The 19,779-nt window shown below is 69.6% G+C and carries 24 protein-coding genes; 13 read left to right on the top strand and 11 right to left on the bottom strand.

All coding sequences use genetic code 11. The features are described 5' to 3' along the window. Position 1: 1 nt before the first annotated feature. From AB0N03_RS40005 to AB0N03_RS40020, 4 genes are read right to left on the bottom strand one after another with little or no spacing between them, the layout of a single operon-like run. Positions 2 to 361, bottom strand: a complete 360-nt coding sequence (locus AB0N03_RS40005) for a hypothetical protein (protein WP_364383705.1) — start codon at positions 359 to 361, stop codon at positions 2 to 4. After that, entirely contained in the window at positions 358 to 612 is a 255-nt protein-coding gene (locus AB0N03_RS40010; RefSeq protein WP_364383708.1) for a YbaB/EbfC family DNA-binding protein, read from the bottom strand. The genes AB0N03_RS40005 and AB0N03_RS40010 overlap by 4 nt, the downstream gene beginning before the upstream one ends. Beyond that, positions 609 to 1,625 (bottom strand): CHAP domain-containing protein, encoded by a 1,017-nt coding sequence (locus AB0N03_RS40015; RefSeq protein WP_364383711.1) that lies wholly within the window; start codon positions 1,623 to 1,625, stop codon positions 609 to 611. The genes AB0N03_RS40010 and AB0N03_RS40015 overlap by 4 nt, the downstream gene beginning before the upstream one ends. Position 1,626: 1 nt before the next feature. Continuing rightward, complete coding sequence (locus AB0N03_RS40020; RefSeq protein WP_364383714.1) at positions 1,627 to 2,349, bottom strand: transglycosylase SLT domain-containing protein; 723 nt, start codon at positions 2,347 to 2,349, stop codon at positions 1,627 to 1,629. Between the two features lie 137 nt (positions 2,350 to 2,486). Here AB0N03_RS40020 and AB0N03_RS40025 point away from each other — a divergent pair, with 137 nt between their 5' ends. The 7 genes from AB0N03_RS40025 to AB0N03_RS40055 all read left to right on the top strand — a co-directional run bounded on the left by AB0N03_RS40025 (position 2,487) and on the right by AB0N03_RS40055 (position 6,606). Beyond that, positions 2,487 to 2,990 carry a L,D-transpeptidase gene (locus tag AB0N03_RS40025; RefSeq protein ID WP_364383717.1) on the top strand — a complete coding sequence of 168 codons (504 nt, stop codon included), beginning with the start codon at positions 2,487 to 2,489 and terminating at the stop codon, positions 2,988 to 2,990. 13 nt (positions 2,991 to 3,003) lie between these two features. Beyond that, on the top strand, positions 3,004 to 3,774 hold the full coding sequence (locus AB0N03_RS40030) for a putative protein N(5)-glutamine methyltransferase (RefSeq protein ID WP_364383720.1): 771 nt from the start codon (positions 3,004 to 3,006) through the stop codon (positions 3,772 to 3,774). A gap of 44 nt (positions 3,775 to 3,818) precedes the next feature. Next, on the top strand, positions 3,819 to 4,295 hold the full coding sequence (locus tag AB0N03_RS40035) for a sigma-70 family RNA polymerase sigma factor (protein WP_364383723.1): 477 nt from the start codon (positions 3,819 to 3,821) through the stop codon (positions 4,293 to 4,295). Next, complete coding sequence (locus AB0N03_RS40040; protein WP_364383726.1) at positions 4,292 to 4,885, top strand: methylated-DNA--[protein]-cysteine S-methyltransferase; 594 nt, start codon at positions 4,292 to 4,294, stop codon at positions 4,883 to 4,885. The genes AB0N03_RS40035 and AB0N03_RS40040 overlap by 4 nt, the downstream gene beginning before the upstream one ends. A 145-nt stretch (positions 4,886 to 5,030) precedes the next feature. Further along, positions 5,031 to 5,744: a 2OG-Fe(II) oxygenase gene (locus AB0N03_RS40045; RefSeq protein ID WP_364383729.1), complete on the top strand. Its 714-nt coding sequence runs from the start codon at positions 5,031 to 5,033 to the stop codon at positions 5,742 to 5,744. After that, positions 5,741 to 6,118, top strand: a complete 378-nt coding sequence (locus tag AB0N03_RS40050; protein WP_364383732.1) for a hypothetical protein — start codon at positions 5,741 to 5,743, stop codon at positions 6,116 to 6,118. Before AB0N03_RS40045 ends, AB0N03_RS40050 begins: the two co-directional genes overlap by 4 nt. Beyond that, the gene (locus tag AB0N03_RS40055) at positions 6,118 to 6,606 is read left to right on the top strand and encodes a methylated-DNA--[protein]-cysteine S-methyltransferase (protein ID WP_364383735.1); all 489 of its coding nucleotides are present in this window, start codon (positions 6,118 to 6,120) and stop codon (positions 6,604 to 6,606) included. The genes AB0N03_RS40050 and AB0N03_RS40055 overlap by 1 nt, the downstream gene beginning before the upstream one ends. Position 6,607: 1 nt before the next feature. On the opposite strand, the gene AB0N03_RS40060 is transcribed toward AB0N03_RS40055, so the two are convergent. After that, on the bottom strand, positions 6,608 to 7,210 hold the full coding sequence (locus tag AB0N03_RS40060) for a LysE family transporter (protein ID WP_364383737.1): 603 nt from the start codon (positions 7,208 to 7,210) through the stop codon (positions 6,608 to 6,610). 66 nt (positions 7,211 to 7,276) lie between these two features. Between AB0N03_RS40060 and AB0N03_RS40065 the strand changes: the two genes are divergently transcribed. After that, positions 7,277 to 8,158, top strand: a complete 882-nt coding sequence (locus AB0N03_RS40065; RefSeq protein ID WP_364383740.1) for a LysR family transcriptional regulator ArgP — start codon at positions 7,277 to 7,279, stop codon at positions 8,156 to 8,158. A 315-nt stretch (positions 8,159 to 8,473) separates the two neighbouring features. Here the strand turns inward: AB0N03_RS40065 and AB0N03_RS40070 are convergent, their stop codons facing one another. Further along, positions 8,474 to 9,133 (bottom strand): hypothetical protein, encoded by a 660-nt coding sequence (locus AB0N03_RS40070; RefSeq protein ID WP_364383743.1) that lies wholly within the window; start codon positions 9,131 to 9,133, stop codon positions 8,474 to 8,476. Positions 9,134 to 9,171: 38 nt separating this feature from the next. After that, positions 9,172 to 9,813: a hypothetical protein gene (locus tag AB0N03_RS40075; protein ID WP_364383745.1), complete on the bottom strand. Its 642-nt coding sequence runs from the start codon at positions 9,811 to 9,813 to the stop codon at positions 9,172 to 9,174. 660 nt (positions 9,814 to 10,473) lie between these two features. On the opposite strand from AB0N03_RS40075, the gene AB0N03_RS40080 reads away from it, so the two are divergent. Beyond that, complete coding sequence (locus AB0N03_RS40080; RefSeq protein ID WP_364383748.1) at positions 10,474 to 11,091, top strand: hypothetical protein; 618 nt, start codon at positions 10,474 to 10,476, stop codon at positions 11,089 to 11,091. A gap of 1,065 nt (positions 11,092 to 12,156) precedes the next feature. Continuing rightward, positions 12,157 to 13,086 (top strand): DMT family transporter, encoded by a 930-nt coding sequence (locus AB0N03_RS40085; RefSeq protein ID WP_364383751.1) that lies wholly within the window; start codon positions 12,157 to 12,159, stop codon positions 13,084 to 13,086. A 33-nt stretch (positions 13,087 to 13,119) separates the two neighbouring features. Here AB0N03_RS40085 and AB0N03_RS40090 read toward each other — a convergent pair whose 3' ends face one another. Beyond that, complete coding sequence (locus tag AB0N03_RS40090) at positions 13,120 to 13,752, bottom strand: TetR family transcriptional regulator (RefSeq protein ID WP_364383754.1); 633 nt, start codon at positions 13,750 to 13,752, stop codon at positions 13,120 to 13,122. 65 nt (positions 13,753 to 13,817) lie between these two features. On the opposite strand from AB0N03_RS40090, the gene AB0N03_RS40095 reads away from it, so the two are divergent. Next, positions 13,818 to 15,332 carry an FAD-dependent monooxygenase gene (locus AB0N03_RS40095; RefSeq protein WP_364383756.1) on the top strand — a complete coding sequence of 505 codons (1,515 nt, stop codon included), beginning with the start codon at positions 13,818 to 13,820 and terminating at the stop codon, positions 15,330 to 15,332. A 44-nt stretch (positions 15,333 to 15,376) separates the two neighbouring features. On the opposite strand, the gene AB0N03_RS40100 is transcribed toward AB0N03_RS40095, so the two are convergent. Beyond that, complete coding sequence (locus AB0N03_RS40100; RefSeq protein ID WP_364383759.1) at positions 15,377 to 16,396, bottom strand: hypothetical protein; 1,020 nt, start codon at positions 16,394 to 16,396, stop codon at positions 15,377 to 15,379. Between the two features lie 122 nt (positions 16,397 to 16,518). On the opposite strand from AB0N03_RS40100, the gene pip reads away from it, so the two are divergent. After that, complete coding sequence (pip, locus tag AB0N03_RS40105) at positions 16,519 to 17,454, top strand: prolyl aminopeptidase (RefSeq protein WP_364383762.1); 936 nt, start codon at positions 16,519 to 16,521, stop codon at positions 17,452 to 17,454. Here the strand turns inward: pip and dmpG are convergent. Together dmpG and AB0N03_RS40115 are read right to left on the bottom strand one after the other, a co-directional pair. Further along, a complete protein-coding gene (gene dmpG, locus AB0N03_RS40110) occupies positions 17,451 to 18,506 on the bottom strand; it encodes a 4-hydroxy-2-oxovalerate aldolase (protein WP_364383765.1) in 1,056 nt (351 codons plus the stop codon). The genes pip and dmpG overlap by 4 nt on opposite strands. Further along, complete coding sequence (locus tag AB0N03_RS40115; protein ID WP_364383768.1) at positions 18,503 to 19,402, bottom strand: acetaldehyde dehydrogenase (acetylating); 900 nt, start codon at positions 19,400 to 19,402, stop codon at positions 18,503 to 18,505. The genes dmpG and AB0N03_RS40115 overlap by 4 nt, the downstream gene beginning before the upstream one ends. 146 nt (positions 19,403 to 19,548) lie before the next feature. Between AB0N03_RS40115 and AB0N03_RS40120 the strand changes: the two genes are divergently transcribed. Beyond that, on the top strand, positions 19,549 to 19,767 hold the full coding sequence (locus tag AB0N03_RS40120) for a hypothetical protein (RefSeq protein WP_364383771.1): 219 nt from the start codon (positions 19,549 to 19,551) through the stop codon (positions 19,765 to 19,767). Positions 19,768 to 19,779 lie beyond the last annotated feature (12 nt).

Here is a 19,779-nt window from a genome sequence, read left to right on the forward strand (position 1 = left end):
CTCAGGTCGCCCAGGTCACGGGCGTGAACGCGTCGTCTTCCGGCTCGGGCTGCCGCCTGCTCCGCGGAGCCGGCGGTGGGTCCGGCAGCAAGTCCCCCAGCACCTCGCGTCCCTCCCGCAGGGCGTCGGCCCCGGCCTCCGAAGCGAGGAGCCGGATCACCCCGGCCAGCTCCCGCGGCGACCGATTCAGCGCCCGCCGGTCGAACCGCAGGTCCACGAGCGCTCCGTGGAGATCGACCACCACGGAAACTCCGTCGTCCGCGGCAGAAGCGCGGATCGCCGCCAACCTCGCGCCGAACCCCGGATCCGGGGTCTCGAAGGCAGCGTCGGCCAGTTCCGCGGCCGTCCGCTCGGCGTTCACCGGGCCCGCCAGCTGTCCGGTGTGGTCGCTTCCGCGTCCTCACCCGCCTCGGGAAGGCCGAGACCGTCCACGTTGTGCCACAGCGAAGCCGTGGCCCGCGCCGAGGCAGCCGCGGCCAGCACCAGGATCCGGCGGGCCAGCTCGTCCGGCTCCAGCCTCAGCGCCGACGCCTCCAGCGTCAGCTCCTGCAGCGCCCCGCCCGGCGCGACCTCGACGGCGACCGTGCGGTCGGCGGCTTTTCCGGTGATCACGGGTGGACCCCTCCGTAGAACGTGGACGCCGAGAGCGGGTGCGTGTTCCGGCGGACGGCGTCCCCGGAGTTGCCCTCGATCATCGTGACCTGGTTCCCCTCGACCTTCTCGACGATGCCGATGTGTGTGCTCGTCGACGTGTTCTGCGGACCGGTCCCGAAGATCAGCACGTCACCCGGCTTCGCCTCGTGCAGCGAGTTCTTGCCGTAGGCGTGGCCGTTGGCCTGGCCCCAGTGGAAGACGTCACCGCTGAAGGGCAGCACCGGGATCTTCACGCCGGCCTTGCGCCACATCGCCGTCGCGAACGACGAGCACCACGCCGCGGTCGGCCCGTACGGGTTCCGGTTGCTGCCCGGCGGGTTCTCGCGGACGCCGAGCTGGCTACGCGCGGCGTGGACGACGTCCTTGCCCCGCGCGCTCGCCTTGCCCGGGTGCGTCACCTTCGTCTGGTCCACGGTCTTGTCCAGGACGCCGTCGTGGGTCAGGTCCTTCCGCAGGTCGTGCAGTTTCTTCGCCGCCGCCTTGAGTTCCGCGTCGACGTGCCGCAGCGTCGACGCGGACTGCCGCGTGTACTGCGGTGCGAGGTCGGCGGCGTGCCCGACCGCGCACATCAGCGCGGCCTGCGTCCCGGCGGCGACGCCCGCGTCGAGAACCTGCTTCGCCTTGGCGGTGTACTCGTCGACCAGCCGCTGCACGGCCGTGTGTCCGCTGTCCACTGTGGACGCCACGTGCGCGACGACCTTCTCGGCCGCAGCTCCGGCCGCGCCGGTGATCCGAAGCTCCTTCGTCAGCTTCGCGCTGTTGTGCCGGAAGCCGTCGGCGCCGTGACCGCGCCAGTGTTCGAGCACGGTGGCGCTTTCCTTGTGGTAGGCGTCGTGCTGGGCGTCCAGCGCACCGGCCACCTGGTGCAGGGCGTACTCGGCGCGGACGGCGTCTTCGGCCTTCCCGGCGAGCTTGTTGCGGTGCGCGACGAGGTCCTTCGCGAAGGAATGCGCGAGCGCGGTGGTGTCCATGTCAGCCCATCCCGTTCAGCGCGGCCGCGGTGGCCGTCTCGTGGTCGCGATAGGACTTCGCGGCCTTCCGCGCGGCGGTGGCGAGCCCGTCGGCGTGCGTCCCGACGCCCTTGACCTGCTTCTGCAGGGCCGATCCGAAGCCGGCGAGCGCGTCGGCGAAGCCCGATTCCTCGCCGACCTTGCCGAAGCTCTCGTGGCCGATCTCCCGGACGTCGCGCAGCTGCCCGGTCGCGGAGCCGAGTGCGTCGGCGACGTGCCGGGTGCGGCTCACGTACGAATGCAGGATCGTGTCGTCCACCCGGAGCGGGCTGTCCCCACCGGCCGTGTGGCTGCTGCTCGGCTTCCCGTGGTGCTTCGTGACGTCTTGGGCGGCTTTGCGGGCGGCCGTGAGGTGGTCTTTGTAGGCGCCGTTCGTGTACGTCGACCAGGGGGTGAAGTCGCGCCCGTCGCTCGAGATGCTGTTGGCGACCCGGGCGTTGGTGTCCGGGTCGAACAGCCGGTCGTCCGCCTTCAGGTGGTACTGGTGACGCCGCTCGGGGCCGAGCGCGCCGAGCATGTTGATCTGCCACAGGCCGTAGGAATCGTCCGGCGGCGTGGCGTTGTGCGCGGTCGTCCGCCCGCCGGACTCGGCCAGCGCGACGGCGACCGCGGTGGTCAGGCCCTGGCCGCGGAACCCGGCCGCGTAGGCGTGCCGGGCGATCTGCTCGGCGCTCAGCTTCGTCATGGTTCGACCTTGACCGCCCGGGTACTCCCCGCGCTAGCCGCGGTGCACGCAGGGACAACCCGGGTGCACGCGCGGCTCAACCTCCGGAGCCGCTCACCCGTATTGCCCTCCGAGAGGTCTTGCGAGGAGGGGAACGGATGCGAAGAGCCGGGGCGGCGACCCTGCTGGGGTTGACGCTGGTCACGTCGTCGTGCGCGGCACCGCGCACGACGACGCCGAGCCCGATCGCCGAGCCGGCGCCGCTCGTCCGGACGTCCACTTCGGCCCCGCCCACCACCACGACACCGCTGCCCGCGCCGCCGTGTGCGGTGACGACCGGCGCGTGCGTGAGCCTCACGCAGCACCTGGCCTGGCTGCTGCGCGACGACAAGGTCGTGCGCGGCCCGGTCCCGGCCGGTTTCGGCCCGCCGGACCAGGCGACGCCGGCCGGGTCGTTCCGCGTGGCCTGGAAGGACCGCGAGCACACCAGCAGCGTGTACGGCACGGACATGCCCAACTCGGTGTTCTTCGCCGCCGGTGGCATCGCCTTCCACGCCGGGCCGCTGGACGCGCCGTCGCACGGCTGCGTCCACCTCACCGACGCCGATTCGGCGGCGTTCTTCGAGGGCCTGAACGTCGGGGACGCGGTGCAGGTCCGGTAACGTCCGTTCCTTGTTGGACACTTCGACTGTCGTCTCGCGGCTGCGCGCCGCGGGCTGCGTGTTCGCCGAGGACGAGGCGGACCTGCTGATGGCCGCCGCGTCGACGCCCGCCGAACTCGATTCCCTGGTGGAGCGCCGCGTCGCCGGACTGCCGTTGGAGCACCTGCTCGGCTGGGCCGAGTTCCACGGCCTGCGGATCACCGTCCGGCCCGGGGTGTTCGTGCCGCGCCACCGCACCGAGTTCCTGGTCGACGTCGCCGTCTCGCTCGCGCCGCCCGACCCGGTGGTGCTCGACCTGTGCTGCGGCTCGGGCGCGCTGGGGGCCGCGTTCACCGCCGCGCTGCGCCCGCGTGAGCTGCACGCGGCCGACGTCGAGCCCGCGGCCATCGCCTGTGCCCGGGTGAACCTTCCCGACGCCTTCGTGCATGAAGGCGACCTCTACGACGCGCTGCCGTCGTCGCTTCGCGGGCGAGTCGACGTGCTCATGGCGAACGTGCCGTACGTCCCTTCGGACGCCGTCGCGACCATGCCGCCGGAGGCGCGCCTGCACGAACCCCGCGTCGCGCTCGACGGCGGTACGGACGGCCTCGACCTCGCCCGCCGCGTCGCCGCGGGCGCGCCGGGGTGGCTCGCGCCCGGTGGGTCCCTGCTCGTGGAATCGAGTGAACGGCAGGCGCCGGTGGTGAGCGGGATTTTCGCCGCGGCCGGGTTGACACCGCGCGTGCGCGATTCGGACGAGCTGGGCGCCACCGTCGTCACCGGGACCCTTCACCCGGGCGCGTGACAAACTCGATCTCACATTGCGGCGTTCCCGGACGTCTACAGGGTGTGATCGTGAAACCGTTCGAGCAAGTCGTGGCCGAGCACGGGCCGATGGTCCTCCGGGTCTGCCGGGCCGTGCTCGGTCCCGCCGACGCCGAAGATGCCTGGTCGGAGACCTTTCTCGCGGCCCTCAAGGCGTATACGGACCTGCCCGCAGAGGCGAACGTCCAGGCGTGGCTCGTCACGATCGCGCACCGCAAGGCCATCGACGTCACCCGCGCCCAGGCGCGCCGACCGCTCCCGGTCGGCGACATCCCGGACCGGCCCGGCCCCACCGACAAGCCGGATCGCGACCTGTGGGAGGCGCTCGCGAAGCTGCCGGACAAGCAGCGCGTCGCCGTCGCCTACCACTACCTGGCCGGGCTGCCCTATCGCGAAATCGCGGAAATCACCGGAGGCAGCGCGGACGCCGCCCGCCGCGCCGCCGCCGACGGCGTCAAGACCCTGCGGGCCACCTACCCCTTGGAAGGAGCGCACTCATGATCGACGTCATCCCGTCGCTTCCGGTGGCCTACGAAGTCCTGCCGGACCACCTGCACGAGCGCTTGACGGCCGCCGCCGAGCGCGAAGGCCTGCTGGACGTCGCCTACCGCACCCTCGACACCCCGGTCGGCTCCCTGCTCCTGGCGGCAACCGAGCGGGGCCTGGTCAAGGTGGCCTTCGACCGCCAGGACCACGACGCGGTCCTGGCCGCGCTGGCGTCGGCGATCAGCCCCCGCATCCTCCGGGCCCCGGCCCGCCTGGACCGGGTGACCCGCCAGCTGGACGAGTACTTCACGGCCGGCCGCCGGTCGTTCGACGTCCCGCTGGACTTCCGCCTGGCCCGCGGATTCCGGCTGTCGGTGCTGGAGCACCTGCCGGAGATCGCGTACGGCCACACGGAGAGCTACGCCCAGGTGGCCACGGCGGCGGGCAGCCCCAAGGCGGTCCGAGCGGTCGGCACGGCCTGCGCGCTCAACCCCCTGCCGGTGGTGGTGCCGTGTCACCGGGTGGTCCGCTCGGACGGCTCGTACGGCCAGTACGCGGGTGGTGAGGAAGCGAAGCGGGTCCTGCTGACGATGGAAGCGGCCTGAGCCGCGGGTTCAGCAGGGCTCTCCCGGCCGGACAGCGGCGGCGGGCGGGGCAAACCGACGCCCTGTCTGCCGCTGCTCACCACTCGGCCCGGAAATCTTTGCCCGGCCGATCTCACGTTTCACCCCGCCCGGGCGTCTACCCGATATGAGCACCTACGAGAAACGCGTCGCCGCGGCCGATTGGGGCGCGGTGGCCGCCGAGGTCGATGACTACGGCTGCGCGCTCCTTCCCCCGCTGCTCACCCCAGCCGAGTGCGCGAAGCTCATCGCCCTCTGGGACCGACCGGAACACTTCCGCGCGACGGTCAACCTGCGCCGTCACCGCTTCGGCGACAACGGCGACTACCACTACTTCGCCGCGCCGTTCCCCGAACCGGTGGAGAAACTGCGGCAAGCGCTCTACCCGCGTCTGCTGCCGATCGCCCAGGACTGGTACGCCCGCCTCGGCCGCGAGGCGGACTGGCCGTCCACTTTGGACGAGTGGCTCGAAGCCTGCCACGCCGCCGGCCAGAAACGGCCGACACCGATCCTGTTGCGCTACGAGACGGGAGGCTGGAACGCACTGCACCGCGACCTCTACGGCGACAAGGTGTTCCCCCTGCAGGTCGTGATCAACCTCGACGACCCGGGCACCGACCACACGGGTGGGGAGTTCCTGCTGGTCGAGCAGCGGCCACGGGCGCAGTCCCGCGGCACCGCGACACTCATCCCGCAGGGCCACGGCCTCGTGTTCACCACCCGCGACCGCCCGGTCCGCTCGGCCCGCGGCTGGTCGGCGGCACCGGTCCGCCACGGCGTCTCGGCGGTCCGTTCGGGCCGCCGGCACACCCTGGGCCTGGTCTTCCACGACGCGACATGACCGACGCGGAACTCGAGGCACTCGTGAACCTGATCGGCCGAGCCCGGCACATCGTGCTCGGCACCGCGGCCGACCCGGCCTCCCGGGCCGACGGCGAGCGGATCGCCGCGGCGTGGGGCGGCCTGGTGCTGGCGACGGTGACCTGGCCGGAGACAGCGGCGTCGTGGCTGCGCCCGGCCAGGCGGTTCGCGGCGCCGGACCCGGACGTCTGGGTCGTCGCCGCCACCTCGGCGGGCTGGGCCGGCATGACACGCCGGCTGCGGATGTCGACGCCGTGGCGTCCCCATCGGACGGTCGTCACGGCGGCTTTGGCGGATTTCCGTCTCCCCGGCGTACGCGGCGCCCGGGCAGACGGCACTACTTGGGAGGACTGATGAACCACACTCTGGTCGATTCCCCGATCGGCGAGCTGACCTTGGTCGGCGACGGCGACGTCGTGACCGGCCTGTACTTCCCGCACCACTGGACCCGGCCGGACCGAACCACGTTCGGCCCTCGTGACGACTCGGCGTTCCCCGAGGGCGTACGCCAGCTGAAGGAGTACTTCGCCAGGCAGCGCACGGTGTTCGACGTGCCGACGCAGGCCGGCGGCCCGGACTTCGATCGCGCCGTCTGGATCGAGATCGCCAAGATCCCCTACGGCGCGACGGCAACGTACGGCGACCTGGCGAAGGCGGTCGGCGGGCTGCCGCACGAGGTCGGGGCGGCGGTCGGCCGGAACCCGCTGAGCATCCTGGTGGCGTGCCACCGGGTCGTCGGCAAGAACGGGAAGCTGACGGGCTACGCGGGCGGGCTGAAGCGCAAGCAGTTCCTGCTGGAGCTGGAACGCCCACCGGCGACGGAGCGCGGCCAGCTCTGGTGAGTCACAGGTGACTCAGGAGCATCGTGGCGCCGAGCCCGGTCATGGTCACGGCGATGACGACGTCCAGAACGCGCCACGCCACGGGCTTCGCGAACACGCCGGCCAGCTTCTTGGCCCCGAAACCGAGCGCGCTGAACCAGACGGCGCTGGCCATGCCGGCGCCGAGCCCGAACAGCCACCGCCCATCGCCGTGGGCGACGGCGACCGAGCCGAGCAGGAGGACGGTGTCGAGGTAGACGTGCGGATTGAGCCAGGTGAACGCAACGCAGGCCAGCACGGCCTTCCGCACCGGCGTCCGTTCCTCACCGACGGTCAGGACGGAACGCCGAAAAGCCCGCCGCGCGGCAAGAGCGCCATAGCCGAGCAAGAAGAGCCCGCCCCCGACGGCGATCACCCCGGTCGCCGTCGGCCACTGCTCGATCACGGCCCCGATCCCACTGACGCCGAGCCCGATCAGCACCAGATCCGACACGGCGCAGATGACGACCAGCGGGGTCACTGCGCCTCCCCGCAGCCCTTGCTGCAGGAGGAAGGCGTTCTGTGAGCCGATGGCGACGATCAGGGACAGGCTGGTCCCGAACCCGGCGAGGAGCAGTGGAAGCACCCGTCCACGGTACGGCCGGCCCGCTGGATTACTCCAGCTAAAGATTCTTACGTAACATTAGCGCTCGTGATGTCCGATCTCCCGCTCGACCAGGTCAGAACGCTCCTGGCCGTAGTAGACGAGCAAAGCTTCGACGCAGCGGCGGCGCTCCTGCACGTGACCCCATCGGCGGTCAGCCAGCGCATCAAGGCGCTGGAGCAGCGCACGGGCCGGGTCTTGCTCCTGCGCACGAAGCCGATCTCCCTGACGGCATCCGGCCAGGTCCTGGTCCGCTTCGCGCGTTCCCTGGCCCAGCTGGAGCAGGACGCCCTGTCCGAGCTGGGCCTGGACTCATCGACGCGCACGCTCTCGATCGCGGTCAACGCGGACTCCCTGGCAACGTGGTTCCTCCCGTCCCTCTCGCGCCTCCCAGCGTCGCTCTCGATCGCGTTCGACCTCCAACGAGAAGACCAGGACCACACAGCGGCACTGCTGCGCGAGGGCTTGGTCATGGCCGCGGTAACGGCTTCGCCTCAACCAGTCCAGGGCTGCACATCGGTCCGCCTGGGCCGCATGCGCTACCGGGCAATGGCCTCCCCCGCGTTCATCGCCCGCTGGCTGACGCCTCCCCTCCCCACCTCCCTCCCGGCAGCACCAGTGATCATGTTCGACCGCAAAGACGACCTCCAGGACCGCTTCCTGAGGGCCCTGACCCGCCGCCGCAACTTCACCCTGGTCCGCCACCTCATCCCGGCATCGGAGTCATTCGTGGACGCGGTGGCCGGAGGCCTGGGCTGGGGCATGGTCCCGGAGATCCAAGCGGCTCCTCGAGGCGATGCCCTGGTGGACCTGGCGCCGGATCGCCCACTGGACGTACCGCTGCACTGGCAGCAGTGGAAGCTGGAGTCCCCAGCTCTGGCAGAAGTAGCAGCAGCAGTAGCCGCGGGCGCAAAGACCGCACTCCGGTAAGCACAAAAAGCTCCGGACGAAGTCGCCGTGTTCCACGCGTAAGGGTGCAGTCTCAACGGCCGTGGGGTTCAAATCCCCCTCGGACACATAGTTAGGTCTCTGACCAGCGGCATTGCGCGGCAGCTGAGATTACATTCAGTAGAATCCCTCGTCAAGTGCGTGGGGGGTTGATATCCCCTCCGGTCGTGCACACTAACCACACGAGGCCGGTTGGCGGCTCTGAGCTTGACGACGTCGGGGCGTACGGCGCAAGCCTTCCTCGGTCGCCGTACCAGCCGGCCCCGAAGCGCCGCTTTACGTGCACGACGTGCCACGTTATGCGGAGATTGCGATGCGTTTTATTAGGCCCCGCATCAAGGTGAGGAACTCTGGCTCGTAGTCCTCTTCGACATGGTTAACGTTCCATAGCCCGGACGCGCGGACTTTCAAGCTCGCCGCGTGGTGGCCAAGCCACACTGGGCCGGGGGGATCCTGGGAGCTGAGTTGGTTTGAGAGCAAGCCGATGCTGTTTCGCTCGATGTATCCACGTTGACTGGTGCCGTCGGCACTCGTGGGCACATTTAGCCACAGGAAGGGCATCCGGCCGATGTGGTTGCTGACCATGTGTTCGATGTCTGCCTCGGCTGCCGACCACTCGGCCCGGGGTTGGGGACTGACCCAGGCCTCTAGCGAGCCGGCAGGCATGCGGTCACGGTTGATCAAAGCGCTCCCGACGTGCTTACGGAAGATTGACCCGCGATGGTTCCCGCCGCCGACGCGTGAGCCGCGGTGTTGGGCGAGCCGTTTCCACAAGGTGGTCCGGCTGGTGCCGTGGAGGCCGTGAGTACCGACTCGTACCACGCGCGGCTTACCGTCAATGCGTAGTTCGCCGGGTTCGAAGAAGAAGTAGACGCCGTGGCTTGGCCAACCGTCGCGCCCGGTGCAGGTACTGAGCTGACGAGTGCCGCCGAGCCGATTGGCGAGCAGATCGAGCAAGGCGTACAACTCGGATCTGTGTAGATCTCGGTTGCTTCTCATCTCAGTGACTCCGCGATCATCTCTGCGGGGTAGTCCGCTGGCGTGCCATACCACCAGGCGCTGAGTGCCTGCGCGAGACGTCGCGGCACTTCGATTTGCGCTCCGCCGGTGTGCCAGTCGATCGTCACCAGCGTGGCATCGATGCCTGCCGCGCCCCAGGGGGTCTTGCGCAGCAGTTTCGCGTAGTCTGCGCTGGCAGACACAAATCCGATCACCTTCGTCGCACCGACTCGGCGCGTCTGTTCGACAAGAGTCCGCTCGAGCAGGCCGGGCGGCCAGTCGCGGAGCTTGAGTTTCCGGTCGTAGTACGCAATCGGCTCGTCACCCCGGACAACCCCATAGCCACCGCTGAGAATCAGCGTCCGCCCGTTGCCGATGGCCTCGCCCAACGCATTACCCACGTTGCGGTAGAAGTGTCCGTTGTAGCGACGCCAGGCGGGTAATTGATATCGGTCGTCGACTTTGGACCCGGCCAGCACCTCAGCCCGCGCGCGAAGCATCGGCTCCGACCAAACTGTCTTGGCTTCAGGTGTCGAGGGCCGGCCGCCCGTCGTCTTGGCCTTCGAACACCCGATGATCAGCAGAGCATCACGAGGGTTGATCGCGTCCAAAGCGGTCGCAACATGTGATCCGTTCATCGTTGCCTCCACGAGCCCCAATCAGGTGTTCAAGCCCTTCGCTGGCAACGGTCACGTTGTGCTCCGCATCCAGATGGCGTCGGCCGCTCGCGCAACGTCGATCTGGCTCGGCCAGCCGCATCGAGAAGATCCTACCTGGGTAAACGCGACCCACGCTGGCACGCACGCGACGTCTTCGGATCCTGGAACTCACACGTCGACGTCCGCCCGTAGAACGCAAACCGCAACCCACTGGCCGCGCTACCGGAACCACGCAGCGAACCCACGGCGGCGCCCTGCCGCAGCTTCGGCGAACCTCGAACCGGTCGACCCACTCATTTTGGGCTCCTTCCCCATGCGAAACCCGGACCAAGCCAGGTGCTGACCTGTGACGTCATACGGCCCGACATCCACCCAGACAGACGAGTCCGACCCCCGGCGGCAGCCATGCCCCGACCGCGACCGACCTGCGGACAACGCCACACAAGTGACCGAGATCAGGACGGCCCGGCGAGGAGCTGAAACCCGAGCCGGCAGATCGCCCATTTGGCGGCAGCGACGAAACGCTATCCGCCCGTAGCCTACCTCGCCGGTAGTGGCGGCATGGTCCCGGAAAGGGTGGTCCGTGGCACGGCGAATCGGCGGTCAGGCGGTGGGTCGGATCCTGGTCCCGGCAAAGGTGTGGGGCGACTCGTCGCCGCCGGCGCCGTCGCCCTTGCGCTGGCTGGCGGAACCACCGGCGCACTTGGCGCCGGCGGGACGGCGGCGGAGTCCGGCATCACCGCAGACTCAGTGAACGGAAGAAATCTCGACCAGCGCAAGAACGAGAGCAAAGCTTCCGCGCGCAACGGCAAAGCCGACGAAGCGTGGAACTGCATGGGAATGAGTACTTTGAAGAAAGCGGTGAAGCGAGATCTGAAATGCGTCGCGGCGTCCACCGGCCGAGTACGCGGCTTCTTCCTTCGCACCCCGTGCAAGTCACTGGACCGGGTACTACTCGCAGTTGGTGACACCGCAGGAAATTCAGCAGTCATCTCCGTCGCCTGGATCGGCTTCACGAGCCGCAGTCACGCGGACGCCTTCGAACGAGTCGAGACAGTCCAAGGAAGCGGCGACATCACTCCGCTCGCCGGCGCACTGCTCGACCTCGCCGATGTCCATTTCACCGGTCACCACTACCGAGCCCACCGTGACGGCGCCACCATGGTCATCGCCGAAACGGAGAGTGCGGCAGGACACGTCGGCAGTGCGGTGCTCGACGCGCTCGCCGAGATCGCAGTGTGGCTACCCAAACCGTAGCCGTAACGCTCTACGACAATTTCACGACTACGTATCTGACGAGAGAGCCCAGGAGCTTCATCCGAGGAGGAAAAATGCTGCGCATTTCGCTGCTGATCTCCTCGGCCTTCCTGCTGGCCATGTCGACAGCCTGCACCTCTCCTGTCGGAAACCAACCTGCTCCGCTGGTGGTTTCGACCACAACAGCCGTAACGACGGTTGCACAGCCATCGACAACCGCTGCCCCCAGCCCGACCCAGACCACGCCTACCACGACAGTCGCAGCGGCGACCACAACATCCAAGCCGAAGACCACCCCGACGGTGCACAGCAAAGCTGCCTGTTTGAAAGACGAGAACCAGTGCTACGAGCCAGGCACAAACATCAAGTGCCAGACCGGCGGCTGTGTCAACGCTGCGCGTGGTTTGACGCAGAGCAGCGTTGAATCAGCTCGACAGAAATGGTTGCGAGAACACCCAGGCTGGTGCCCTGTAGGCACCCAAGGTGCGGTAGCGCCGTGCTAGCACAGGGGTGAGCCTGAGTTCCACCGAGCGCCGCCGCTACCCGGACACCCGTTCGACTGGCCTCAGCCAGTGCTGAAGGCCTGACGTGACACCGGCATAAGCCCGATGGCTTACACCAACAACCGAAGCCGTGTAGATAGTGAACAAGATCGTCCTCGGACGCACACGATGGCGCGATCTCGATGTCACTGTGCCCGGACTTGGCGAGCACAGTCATGGGCAGAGCGATGCCGGACTTGTCCGCTCACCACCACAAGCCCGAACGCGGCCAACGTGGGTAACCACCCCGGCACCCATGGTGACAACCCTGGCGACCGCAACCATCTGACCAGCAGAAGGAATCACGAACCTCGCCCTGCCTGTTCCGAGTGCCTCCCGGTAGGGAAAACTCCACCCCGCACGGTGGGGTCGTCCCCAGGGCCGGTTGGGGTGCCACCTTGATCGCGTGCGGCGCTGCAGCCGGACAGGCTTGTGCCGTGGCCCAGATGACTGACTTTCACCCCCGCCCCAGGGAAGGTGGCATGCCGGTGCCTCGGTCGCGGCGCGTATCGGAGGGTTCCGGATGAACATCATCGGGATCGCGTTTGCCATGGCAGGCGCCGTGTTCGCCGCGCTGGCCGCGCACATGCAGCACCGGGCGGTGCACACGACGCTACAAGCCGCCGACGATGGGCCGACGCTGGGACTTCGTTCGTTCAGACGGTTGCTGTGCCAGCCAGGCTGGCTGCTCGGCCTGCTCGTGATGATCGTCGGCGGGACCCTGCACGCCGTAGCGCTCGGCGTCGCACCGGTCATCGTGGTGCAGCCGGTCGGCGTGCTCGCGGTCGGTGCGACCGCGCTGTTCGCGGCCAGGGCCGGCGGGCCGCAGCTCACCGGACGCGGCTGGCTGGCGGTCGGTGCGATCGCGGCAGGTGTGGCCGGTTTTGTGGTGATCGCGGCGAACAACACCACACCGACCGAAGTGAGCGGTTCTGCCGGCCTCCAAGCCGGCAAACTCGTCGCCGCCGGCGTGGTCGGCATGTCCCTGCTCGCCATGATGACGAGGGGGCGGGCACGCGGCCTTGCGTTCGCCACCGCCGCGGCCACGGCCTACGGGCTGGTATCCGTGCTGACCAGGGCGGTGCTGCAGCAGGCTCAGCACGGCGGCCCGCTCTCCACGCTGATCGTTTCCGCGATCGCCATCCTGCTCGCGCTGCTCCTCGGCGCCTGGCTGGTGCAGCAGGCATATGCCAGCGCACCACCACACACGGTCATGGCGTGTATCACCGTGGTGGACCCGATCGTCGCCGTGGCGATCGGGGTCGGGCTGTTCGGCGAAGCGAGCTCGATCAGCGGATGGGTCGCTGTGTCCGGGCTGCTCTGCGCGCTCCTCGCCATCGGTGGCGTACTGGCGCTGGCCCGGATCACCGATCATCACGGCGAGAACGTACAGCCGCACTCGGGTCCGGATTCGGACAAGCGACCAGCGCCGGAACTCGTTCGCGCAGGTTGACCCCAGGGTGGCGACGGCACGTGGCCGGAGAACTTACCCCGTCGCCGCCGGGAAGTCGTTCACTCCGTGCTCCACCAGGTTAAAAGCCTGATCGATCACCCCGACCTGCTCCCGCCGCACCACCTCGACGTCATCCCCGGCCAAGATCCGCCCCATAGCGTGCGAAAACACCGACGTGATCGCGGTGGTCAGCAACCCGGCAACCATCCGAGACCGGAACGCATCCCCAGTTTCCGCAACGAACACCTCGGCGAACGCATCAGCGATCTCCCGCTCCTGCTCGTACCAGCGGGCCATCAGCGCCGGACTGGAACTCAGCACCCACCAGAACCCCGGCCCACCCGCGATGGCCCCCGACAACGGGTGCCCCGAAGCCAACAGCGCGTGCTGGTGCTCACGCAGTGCAGCGATAGGAGACACGCCGGCCGGGCGGGAGCGGACCACCGAGACCAACTCGGCCAACCGATCCGCATGACGGTCCAGGAAGAGATCCTCCTTCCGCGGGAAGTAGTTGAACACCGTCATCTTCGACACGCCCGCCGCCTCGGCGATCTCCGCCACCGTCACCTCCTCGAAGCCTCGCTGGATGAACAGGCCCGAGGCCACATTCGAAATCAGCTGGCGCGTGGCCTGCTTCTTCCGCTCGCGCAGTCCGTGATCCGCCATGAACCGAGAGTATAGACCGAGCCTAAAGTTTGACTCGGTAAAAGTTTGGCGGCATCATCGGTGGCATGAACTGGGATGTGGTGATCTCCGGGGGCGGACCGGTCGGGTTGATGCTGGCCTGCGAACTCCGGCTCGAGAACGTGAACGTGCTCGTCGTCGAACGGCTCGCCGAGCCGGATCCGACGATCAAGGCAGGGTCGGTCAACCTCACGACCGCCGAGGCCTTCTACCGCCGTGGCCTGCTGCCCGCGGTGGACGCCGTCGTGCAGCAGAACTTCGCCAAGATCCAAGAATTCCTGAAGTCCCGGGGCGGGGGCGGGCCGAAACCCGCGATCCCCGTTGGGCACTTCGCCGGGATCATGGTCGCCTCCCACGGCGTCGACTTCGGCGATCCGGCCTTCCGTGACGTCGGGCCCGCGGCGAACGTCGTCGTGATCCAGCAGCAGGCCGTCGAGGCCATCCTCGCCGAACGCGCCGCCGAGCTGGGCGTCGAGGTCCGGCGGGGCGTCGAGGTGACCGGGTTCGACGCCGATGACGACGGCGTGACCGTGCGGATCGGGGACGAAGAGGTCCGCACGAGCTGGCTCGTCGGGGCCGACGGTGGCCGCAGCTTCGTCCGCAAGCACGCCGGGTTCGCGTTCCCCGGGACCGATCCCGCCGTCACCGGGCGGCAGGCGCTCGCCGAGGTCACCGGCACCGACGCGCTGCCCGGCGGCTGGCAGCACGGCAACGGCGGGCTCTACGTCCACGGGCCGATGCCCGGCCGGATCCTCACCGTCGAGTTCGACGGGCCGCCCGAGGACCGGGACTCCCCCGTCACCGCGCAGGAGCTCGAAGACAGCTTCCGGCGGGTCTCCTGCGCCGACGTCAGGGTGACCAAGGTCCACAGCGCGACGCGCTTCACCGACAACGCGCGGCAGGCCACCACCTACCGCCAGGGCCGCGTGCTCCTCGCCGGCGACGCCGCGCACGTCCACTCCCCCTTCGGCGGGCAGGGGCTCAACCTCGGCATCGGCGACGCCGTCAACCTCGGCTGGAAGCTCGCCGCGACCATCCACGGCTGGGCACCCGACGGCCTGCTCGACACCTACACGACCGAACGCCACCCGATCGGCGAGTGGGTCCTCGAGTGGACGCGGGCGCAGGTCGCGCTGATGCGCAGCGACGTCCGGACCAAGGCGCTGCGCCAGGTCGTCACTGACCTGCTGCTCACCGACGACGGCGCGACATACCTGGCCAAGAAGCTTTCCGGTGTCCTGCACCGGTACCCGATCGAGGGCGAGCACGACCTCACCGGCCGCGGCGCGCCCGACTTCGCGTTCGCCGACGGCACCCGCCTCGGCGAGCACCTCCAGGACGGGCGGGCGCTCCTGCTCGACCTCGCCGACAACGCCGGCCTGCGCGCGACGGCGAAGGGCTGGGCCGGCCGCGTCACCACGCTGACCGCCAAGTGCGACAGCGAGCCGACCCTCACCGGCGTGCTGATCCGGCCGGACGGCCACATCGCCTGGGCCCGCGAGGACGGCGCGACGACCGGCCTGGAAGCCGCGCTGCACCGCTGGTTCGGCGAACCCGCCTGACCCCGGAAGGGGCGCGCCGGGAAGCCCGGCGCGCCCGTCTCGGATCAATAAGCGACCGCGAAGGCGTGGCTCATCGCGTCGTTGTGCGTCGAGGTCGAGCCCGCCGCGTCCGGCAGGCCGCTGGCCGCCATCTGCACCGCGCCCGTCGAGCCGCTCAGCCAGTCCGTCTTCACGTAGAAGTTGAACTTCGGCACGCAGCCGTTGCCCGTCGCCGCCGCGAAGTGCGTGTTCAGCGGGACCACCATGTGGTGGACGTCGCGGCGGACGACCGCCGTCACGCTCGCGGACGAGTCCGTCTTGCACAGCGTGCCGTCGGCCTTCCACTGGTTGACGAACAGCGTCACCCGCGCCGTCATGCTGTTCACCGGGCAGTCGTAGTTCACCGGTTCCGGGTAGCAGGCCATGAGTTCCTGGTCGCCGAACACGCTGAGCCCGGTCACCGGCGCCGTCTCGAAGACCTCGGTCCCCGGTTCGCGAACCGTCGGCGCCGACGAGTTCACCGCGATGACGCGGCCGGTCGGCGTATCGCCGTCGTCGGCCTGCGGCGGCGTGCCCGCCGTCGTGTTCGCGACGCTGGTGTCGGCGAACTTCAGCTCGCCGCTCGCCAGCCGCACGGTCGAGTTGCCCAGCCCGAGGTTCGCGCTGCGCAGGTACGTCGTGCACGTGACCGTGCCCGCCGCGCCGGGGTGCACGAGGAACCGGGTCGTGACGCCGATGTCCCGCCGCGACGCCGGGGCGTCGGCGGTCGCGATCAGGACGTTCTGGCCGAGCACCTCGTTTTTCGTCCAGCCGCTCGTGCTCGAGCAGCGGACCTCGTTGTCGATCAACGTCGTGTTCGACGCGTTGTTCGCCCGCAGCGTCGAGTAGACGTACGCGGTCTGGCCCGCCGTCATGGTCAGCTGCACCGAGCCCAGTGCCGCGACGTACTGGTGGTCGTGCGGTGAGGTCACCGTGCGCGGGGTGAACGTCACCGACGTCGCCGCCTGCGCCGCTCCGGCGGCGCCGAGCAGCCCCGCGAACGTGGCCGCGCAGGCCACGGCCGCAGCGAAGATCCTGCGTTTCATCGAAATCCCCTCGGAAGATGTGGCTACGTCCGGCATGATCACCGGCCGTAACCAAGTCTGGCGGGCTTCCGGCGCGGCCGGACCGGTCTGTTCCGGACATTGACCGAAGGTGGACACGCGCGATGCCCGAGATGTACCCGATGACCGAGCCTTACGACCAAGGCCTGCTCGACGTCGGCGACGGGCACCGGATCTTCTGGGAGACCAGCGGGAACCCCGGCGGCAAACCCGCGGTCGTGCTGCACGGCGGGCCGGGTCAGGGCAGCGCGCCGGGCATGCGGCGGGTGTTCGACCCGGCCCGCTACCGGGTGGTGCTGCTCGACCAGCGCGGCTGCGGCCGGAGCGTGCCGCACGCGAGCGATCCCGCGGCCGACCTGCGGCACAACACCACCGACCACCTCGTGGCCGATCTGGAGAAGCTGCGCGACCACCTCGGCATCGACCGCTGGCTGGTGACCGGCGGTTCGTGGGGCACGACCCTGGCGCTGGTGTACGCCGAACGTTTCCCCGAACGGGTGACGGAACTCGTGGTCAGCGCGATCAGCACCACGCGCCGGTCGGAAATCGACTGGCTCTACCGCGGCGTGCGCCGCTTCTTCCCCGAGGAATGGGCGCGGTTCAGCTTGGGCGCCGACGACGACGTCGCCGCGTACGCGCGGCTGATGGCCGACCCCGATCCGGCGGTCCGCGACCGGGCGGCCGCCGCGTGGTGGCGGTGGGAGAACGTCGTGCTGTCCCTCGAGCCCGGCGCTCCCCCGGTCCGCAACGAACCGGTCGACGCCGCCACGCTCGCGTTCGTCCGCCTCACGACGCACTACTACGCGAACGCGGGCTGGCTGGAAGAAGGCGCCGTGATCCGCGACGCCGGACGCCTCGCCGGCATCCCGGGGGTGCTGATCCACGGGCGGCTCGACCTCAGCTGCCCGGTGACGACCGCGTGGGAGCTGGCCGAGGCGTGGCCGGGTGCCCAGCTGCTGGTCGATGACCACGCCGGGCACCGGGCCAGCGATGTCAAGCGGGAGTGGAAGCTCGCGGCGCTGGACCGGTTCGCGGGCTAGCCTTCTGCCGCCAGTGTCATCGCGACGTCGATGATCATGTCTTCCTGGCCGCCGACCAGCGCGAGCTCCCCGCACCGGCGGAGGATCGCCTGCGCCGGGACGCCGTAGCGCTCCGCCGCGCGCTCCGCGTGCAGCAGGAAGCTCGAGTACACCCCGGCCCAGCCCTGCACGATCGCGTTGCGGTCCATCTTCGGCCAGCGGTTCAGGTACGGCCGGACGACCTCCTCCGCGCCGTCGAGCAGGGCGCCGACGTCGAGGCCGGTGTCGATGCCCAGGCGGTCGAACACCGCCGCGAGCACCTCGGTCGGCGAGTTGCCGGCGCCCGCGCCGAGGGCGCAGAGCGACCCGTCGATGTAGCGGACCCCGGCTTCGTAGGCCAGGACGGAGTTCGCGACGCCGAGCGAGAGGTTCTGGTGGCCGTGGTAGCCGACCCAGGCGGTGTCGCCGACCTCGGCGACCAGCGCTTCGAACCGTTCGCGGGCTTCGTGCATCAGCAGCGCGCCGGCCGAGTCCGTCACGTACGCCGCCTGGCAGCCCGCGTCGACCATGATCCGTGCCTGCTTCGCGAGGTCCTCCGGCGGCGTCCGGTGCGCCATCATGAGGAACCCGGCCGTTTCCATGCCGAGTTCGCGCGCCAGCCCGAAGTGCTGCGGCGAGACGTCGGCCTCGGTGCAGTGCGTCGCCACCCGGACCATCTCCGCGCCCGCGTCGAACGCGCGCTGGAGGTCCTCCGCGGTGCCGATGCCCGGCACGAGCAGCACGGCGATCTTGGCCTGCTTCGCCTCTTCGCGGGCCGCGGCGATCAGCTTGAGCTCGTCGACGGCGGAGAAGCCGTAGGTGAACGACGAGCCGCCGAGGCCGTCGCCGTGGGTCACCTCGATCACCTCGACGCCGGCGCGATCCAGCGCGCGCACGGTGTCGCGCACCTGCTGCTCGGTGAAGCGGTGGGCCATCGCGTGGCTGCCGTCACGCAGCGTCGTGTCGACGATCCGGACGTCGTGGCGCAGCTCCGGGCGACCAGTGTCCATTGATTCGTTCGCAAGCTCACTCATGCGGACACCTCCTGCTTCGCGCGGGCCATCAGTTCGCCGACGCGGGCGGCCGCGGCGGTCATGATGTCGAGGTTCCCGGCGTACTCCGGCAGGTAGTCGCCGTTGCCGCGGACCTCGAGGAAGATCCCGACCCGCGCGTTGCCGTCCCACTCCTCGCGCGCGTCGTCGAACTGCGGATCCGCGCGCAGGGAATACCCGGGAACGTACTGGCGGACTTCGTCGGCCATTTCGTGGATGGACGCGGTGATCGCGTCGCGGTCGGCGTCGAGCCCGATCGCGCAGAACACGGTGTCCCGCATGATCATCGGCGGCTCGACCGGGTTCAGGATGATGATCGCCTTGCCGCGCCCGGCGCCCCCGATCTCGGCGACCGCCTGCGACGTCGTGCGCGTGAACTCGTCGATGTTCGCCCGGGTGCCCGGCCCCGCGCCGCGCGAGGCCACCGACGCGACGATCTCCGCGTACGGCACCGGCGTCACCCGGGAAACCGCGTGCACCATGGGGATCGTGGCCTGACCGCCGCAGGTGATCATCGAGACGTTCGGGGCGTCGAGGTGCGTGCCGAGGTTCACCGGCGGGCACACCATCGGGCCGAGGTGCGCCGGGGTCAGGTCGATCGCCTGGATGCCGGCTTCTTCGTACCGCGGGGCGTTGGCCGCGTGCGCTTTGGCCGACGTCGCCTCGAACACCAGCTCAGGCAGGGGGTCCTGGCGCAGCAGCCAGTCGACGCCCTCGGCGGACGCCGAAATCCCCTGCGCGCGGGCGCGCTCGAGCCCGTCGGACTCGATCACGCCGACCACGTAGCCGACTTCGAGAACTTCACTGCGTCGCAGCTTCGCCAGCAGGTCGGTGCCGATGTTGCCGGGGCCGACGATCGCCGCCATCACGGGAGCCATGCCTACGACGGTCGCACCGCGGCTCTCGACCGGGACAGCCTGGCGTTCCGGTCAGCGGAACGTCGGCGCCCCCGGCTTCGGCGGCTACGGTTTGATCGACACCCGTTCGGGGCAGCTCTGGAGCACGAACCGACCGAGGAGGCGCGATGGCCGAGCGGAACCGTTGGCACGTCATCCCGAGGACCGCCCCGCTGTGCTGGCTCAGCATGATCGCGGGGGTGCTGTTGCTGGTGTCGAGCATCGTCACGTTGACCACGACGGCGGCCCGGGTACCGGTGCTGGAGGTGATCCTCGCGGTGGCGGCGGTGGCGTTGATGGTGTGCGCGGGGATCGGGCTGACCCGGCCCGGCTTGCGGGGACGGTGAGGGAAGCCGGCC

This window comes from Amycolatopsis sp. NPDC051061, from assembly GCF_040682935.1.
Lineage (GTDB): Bacteria > Actinomycetota > Actinomycetes > Mycobacteriales > Pseudonocardiaceae > Amycolatopsis.

Bases quoted from the DNA above. Each gene is read 5' to 3' on its own strand.
- AB0N03_RS40050 (WP_364383732.1), top strand. From the start codon at position 5,741: ATGACCGACGCGGAACTCGAGGCACTCGTGAACCTGATCGGCCGAGCC.
- AB0N03_RS40095 (WP_364383756.1), top strand. From the start codon at position 13,818: ATGAACTGGGATGTGGTGATCTCCGGGGGCGGACCGGTCGGGTTGATG.
- AB0N03_RS40075 (WP_364383745.1), bottom strand. From the start codon at position 9,813: ATGAACGGATCACATGTTGCGACCGCTTTGGACGCGATCAACCCTCGT.
- AB0N03_RS40045 (WP_364383729.1), top strand. From the start codon at position 5,031: ATGAGCACCTACGAGAAACGCGTCGCCGCGGCCGATTGGGGCGCGGTG.
- AB0N03_RS40015 (WP_364383711.1), bottom strand. From the start codon at position 1,625: ATGGACACCACCGCGCTCGCGCATTCCTTCGCGAAGGACCTCGTCGCG.
- AB0N03_RS40020 (WP_364383714.1), bottom strand. From the start codon at position 2,349: ATGACGAAGCTGAGCGCCGAGCAGATCGCCCGGCACGCCTACGCGGCC.
- AB0N03_RS40055 (WP_364383735.1), top strand. From the start codon at position 6,118: ATGAACCACACTCTGGTCGATTCCCCGATCGGCGAGCTGACCTTGGTC.
- pip (WP_364383762.1), top strand. From the start codon at position 16,519: ATGCCCGAGATGTACCCGATGACCGAGCCTTACGACCAAGGCCTGCTC.
- AB0N03_RS40120 (WP_364383771.1), top strand. From the start codon at position 19,549: ATGGCCGAGCGGAACCGTTGGCACGTCATCCCGAGGACCGCCCCGCTG.
- AB0N03_RS40040 (WP_364383726.1), top strand. From the start codon at position 4,292: ATGATCGACGTCATCCCGTCGCTTCCGGTGGCCTACGAAGTCCTGCCG.
- dmpG (WP_364383765.1), bottom strand. From the start codon at position 18,506: ATGAGTGAGCTTGCGAACGAATCAATGGACACTGGTCGCCCGGAGCTG.
- AB0N03_RS40115 (WP_364383768.1), bottom strand. From the start codon at position 19,402: ATGGCTCCCGTGATGGCGGCGATCGTCGGCCCCGGCAACATCGGCACC.
- AB0N03_RS40085 (WP_364383751.1), top strand. From the start codon at position 12,157: ATGAACATCATCGGGATCGCGTTTGCCATGGCAGGCGCCGTGTTCGCC.
- AB0N03_RS40025 (WP_364383717.1), top strand. From the start codon at position 2,487: ATGCGAAGAGCCGGGGCGGCGACCCTGCTGGGGTTGACGCTGGTCACG.
- AB0N03_RS40100 (WP_364383759.1), bottom strand. From the start codon at position 16,396: ATGAAACGCAGGATCTTCGCTGCGGCCGTGGCCTGCGCGGCCACGTTC.
- AB0N03_RS40090 (WP_364383754.1), bottom strand. From the start codon at position 13,752: ATGGCGGATCACGGACTGCGCGAGCGGAAGAAGCAGGCCACGCGCCAG.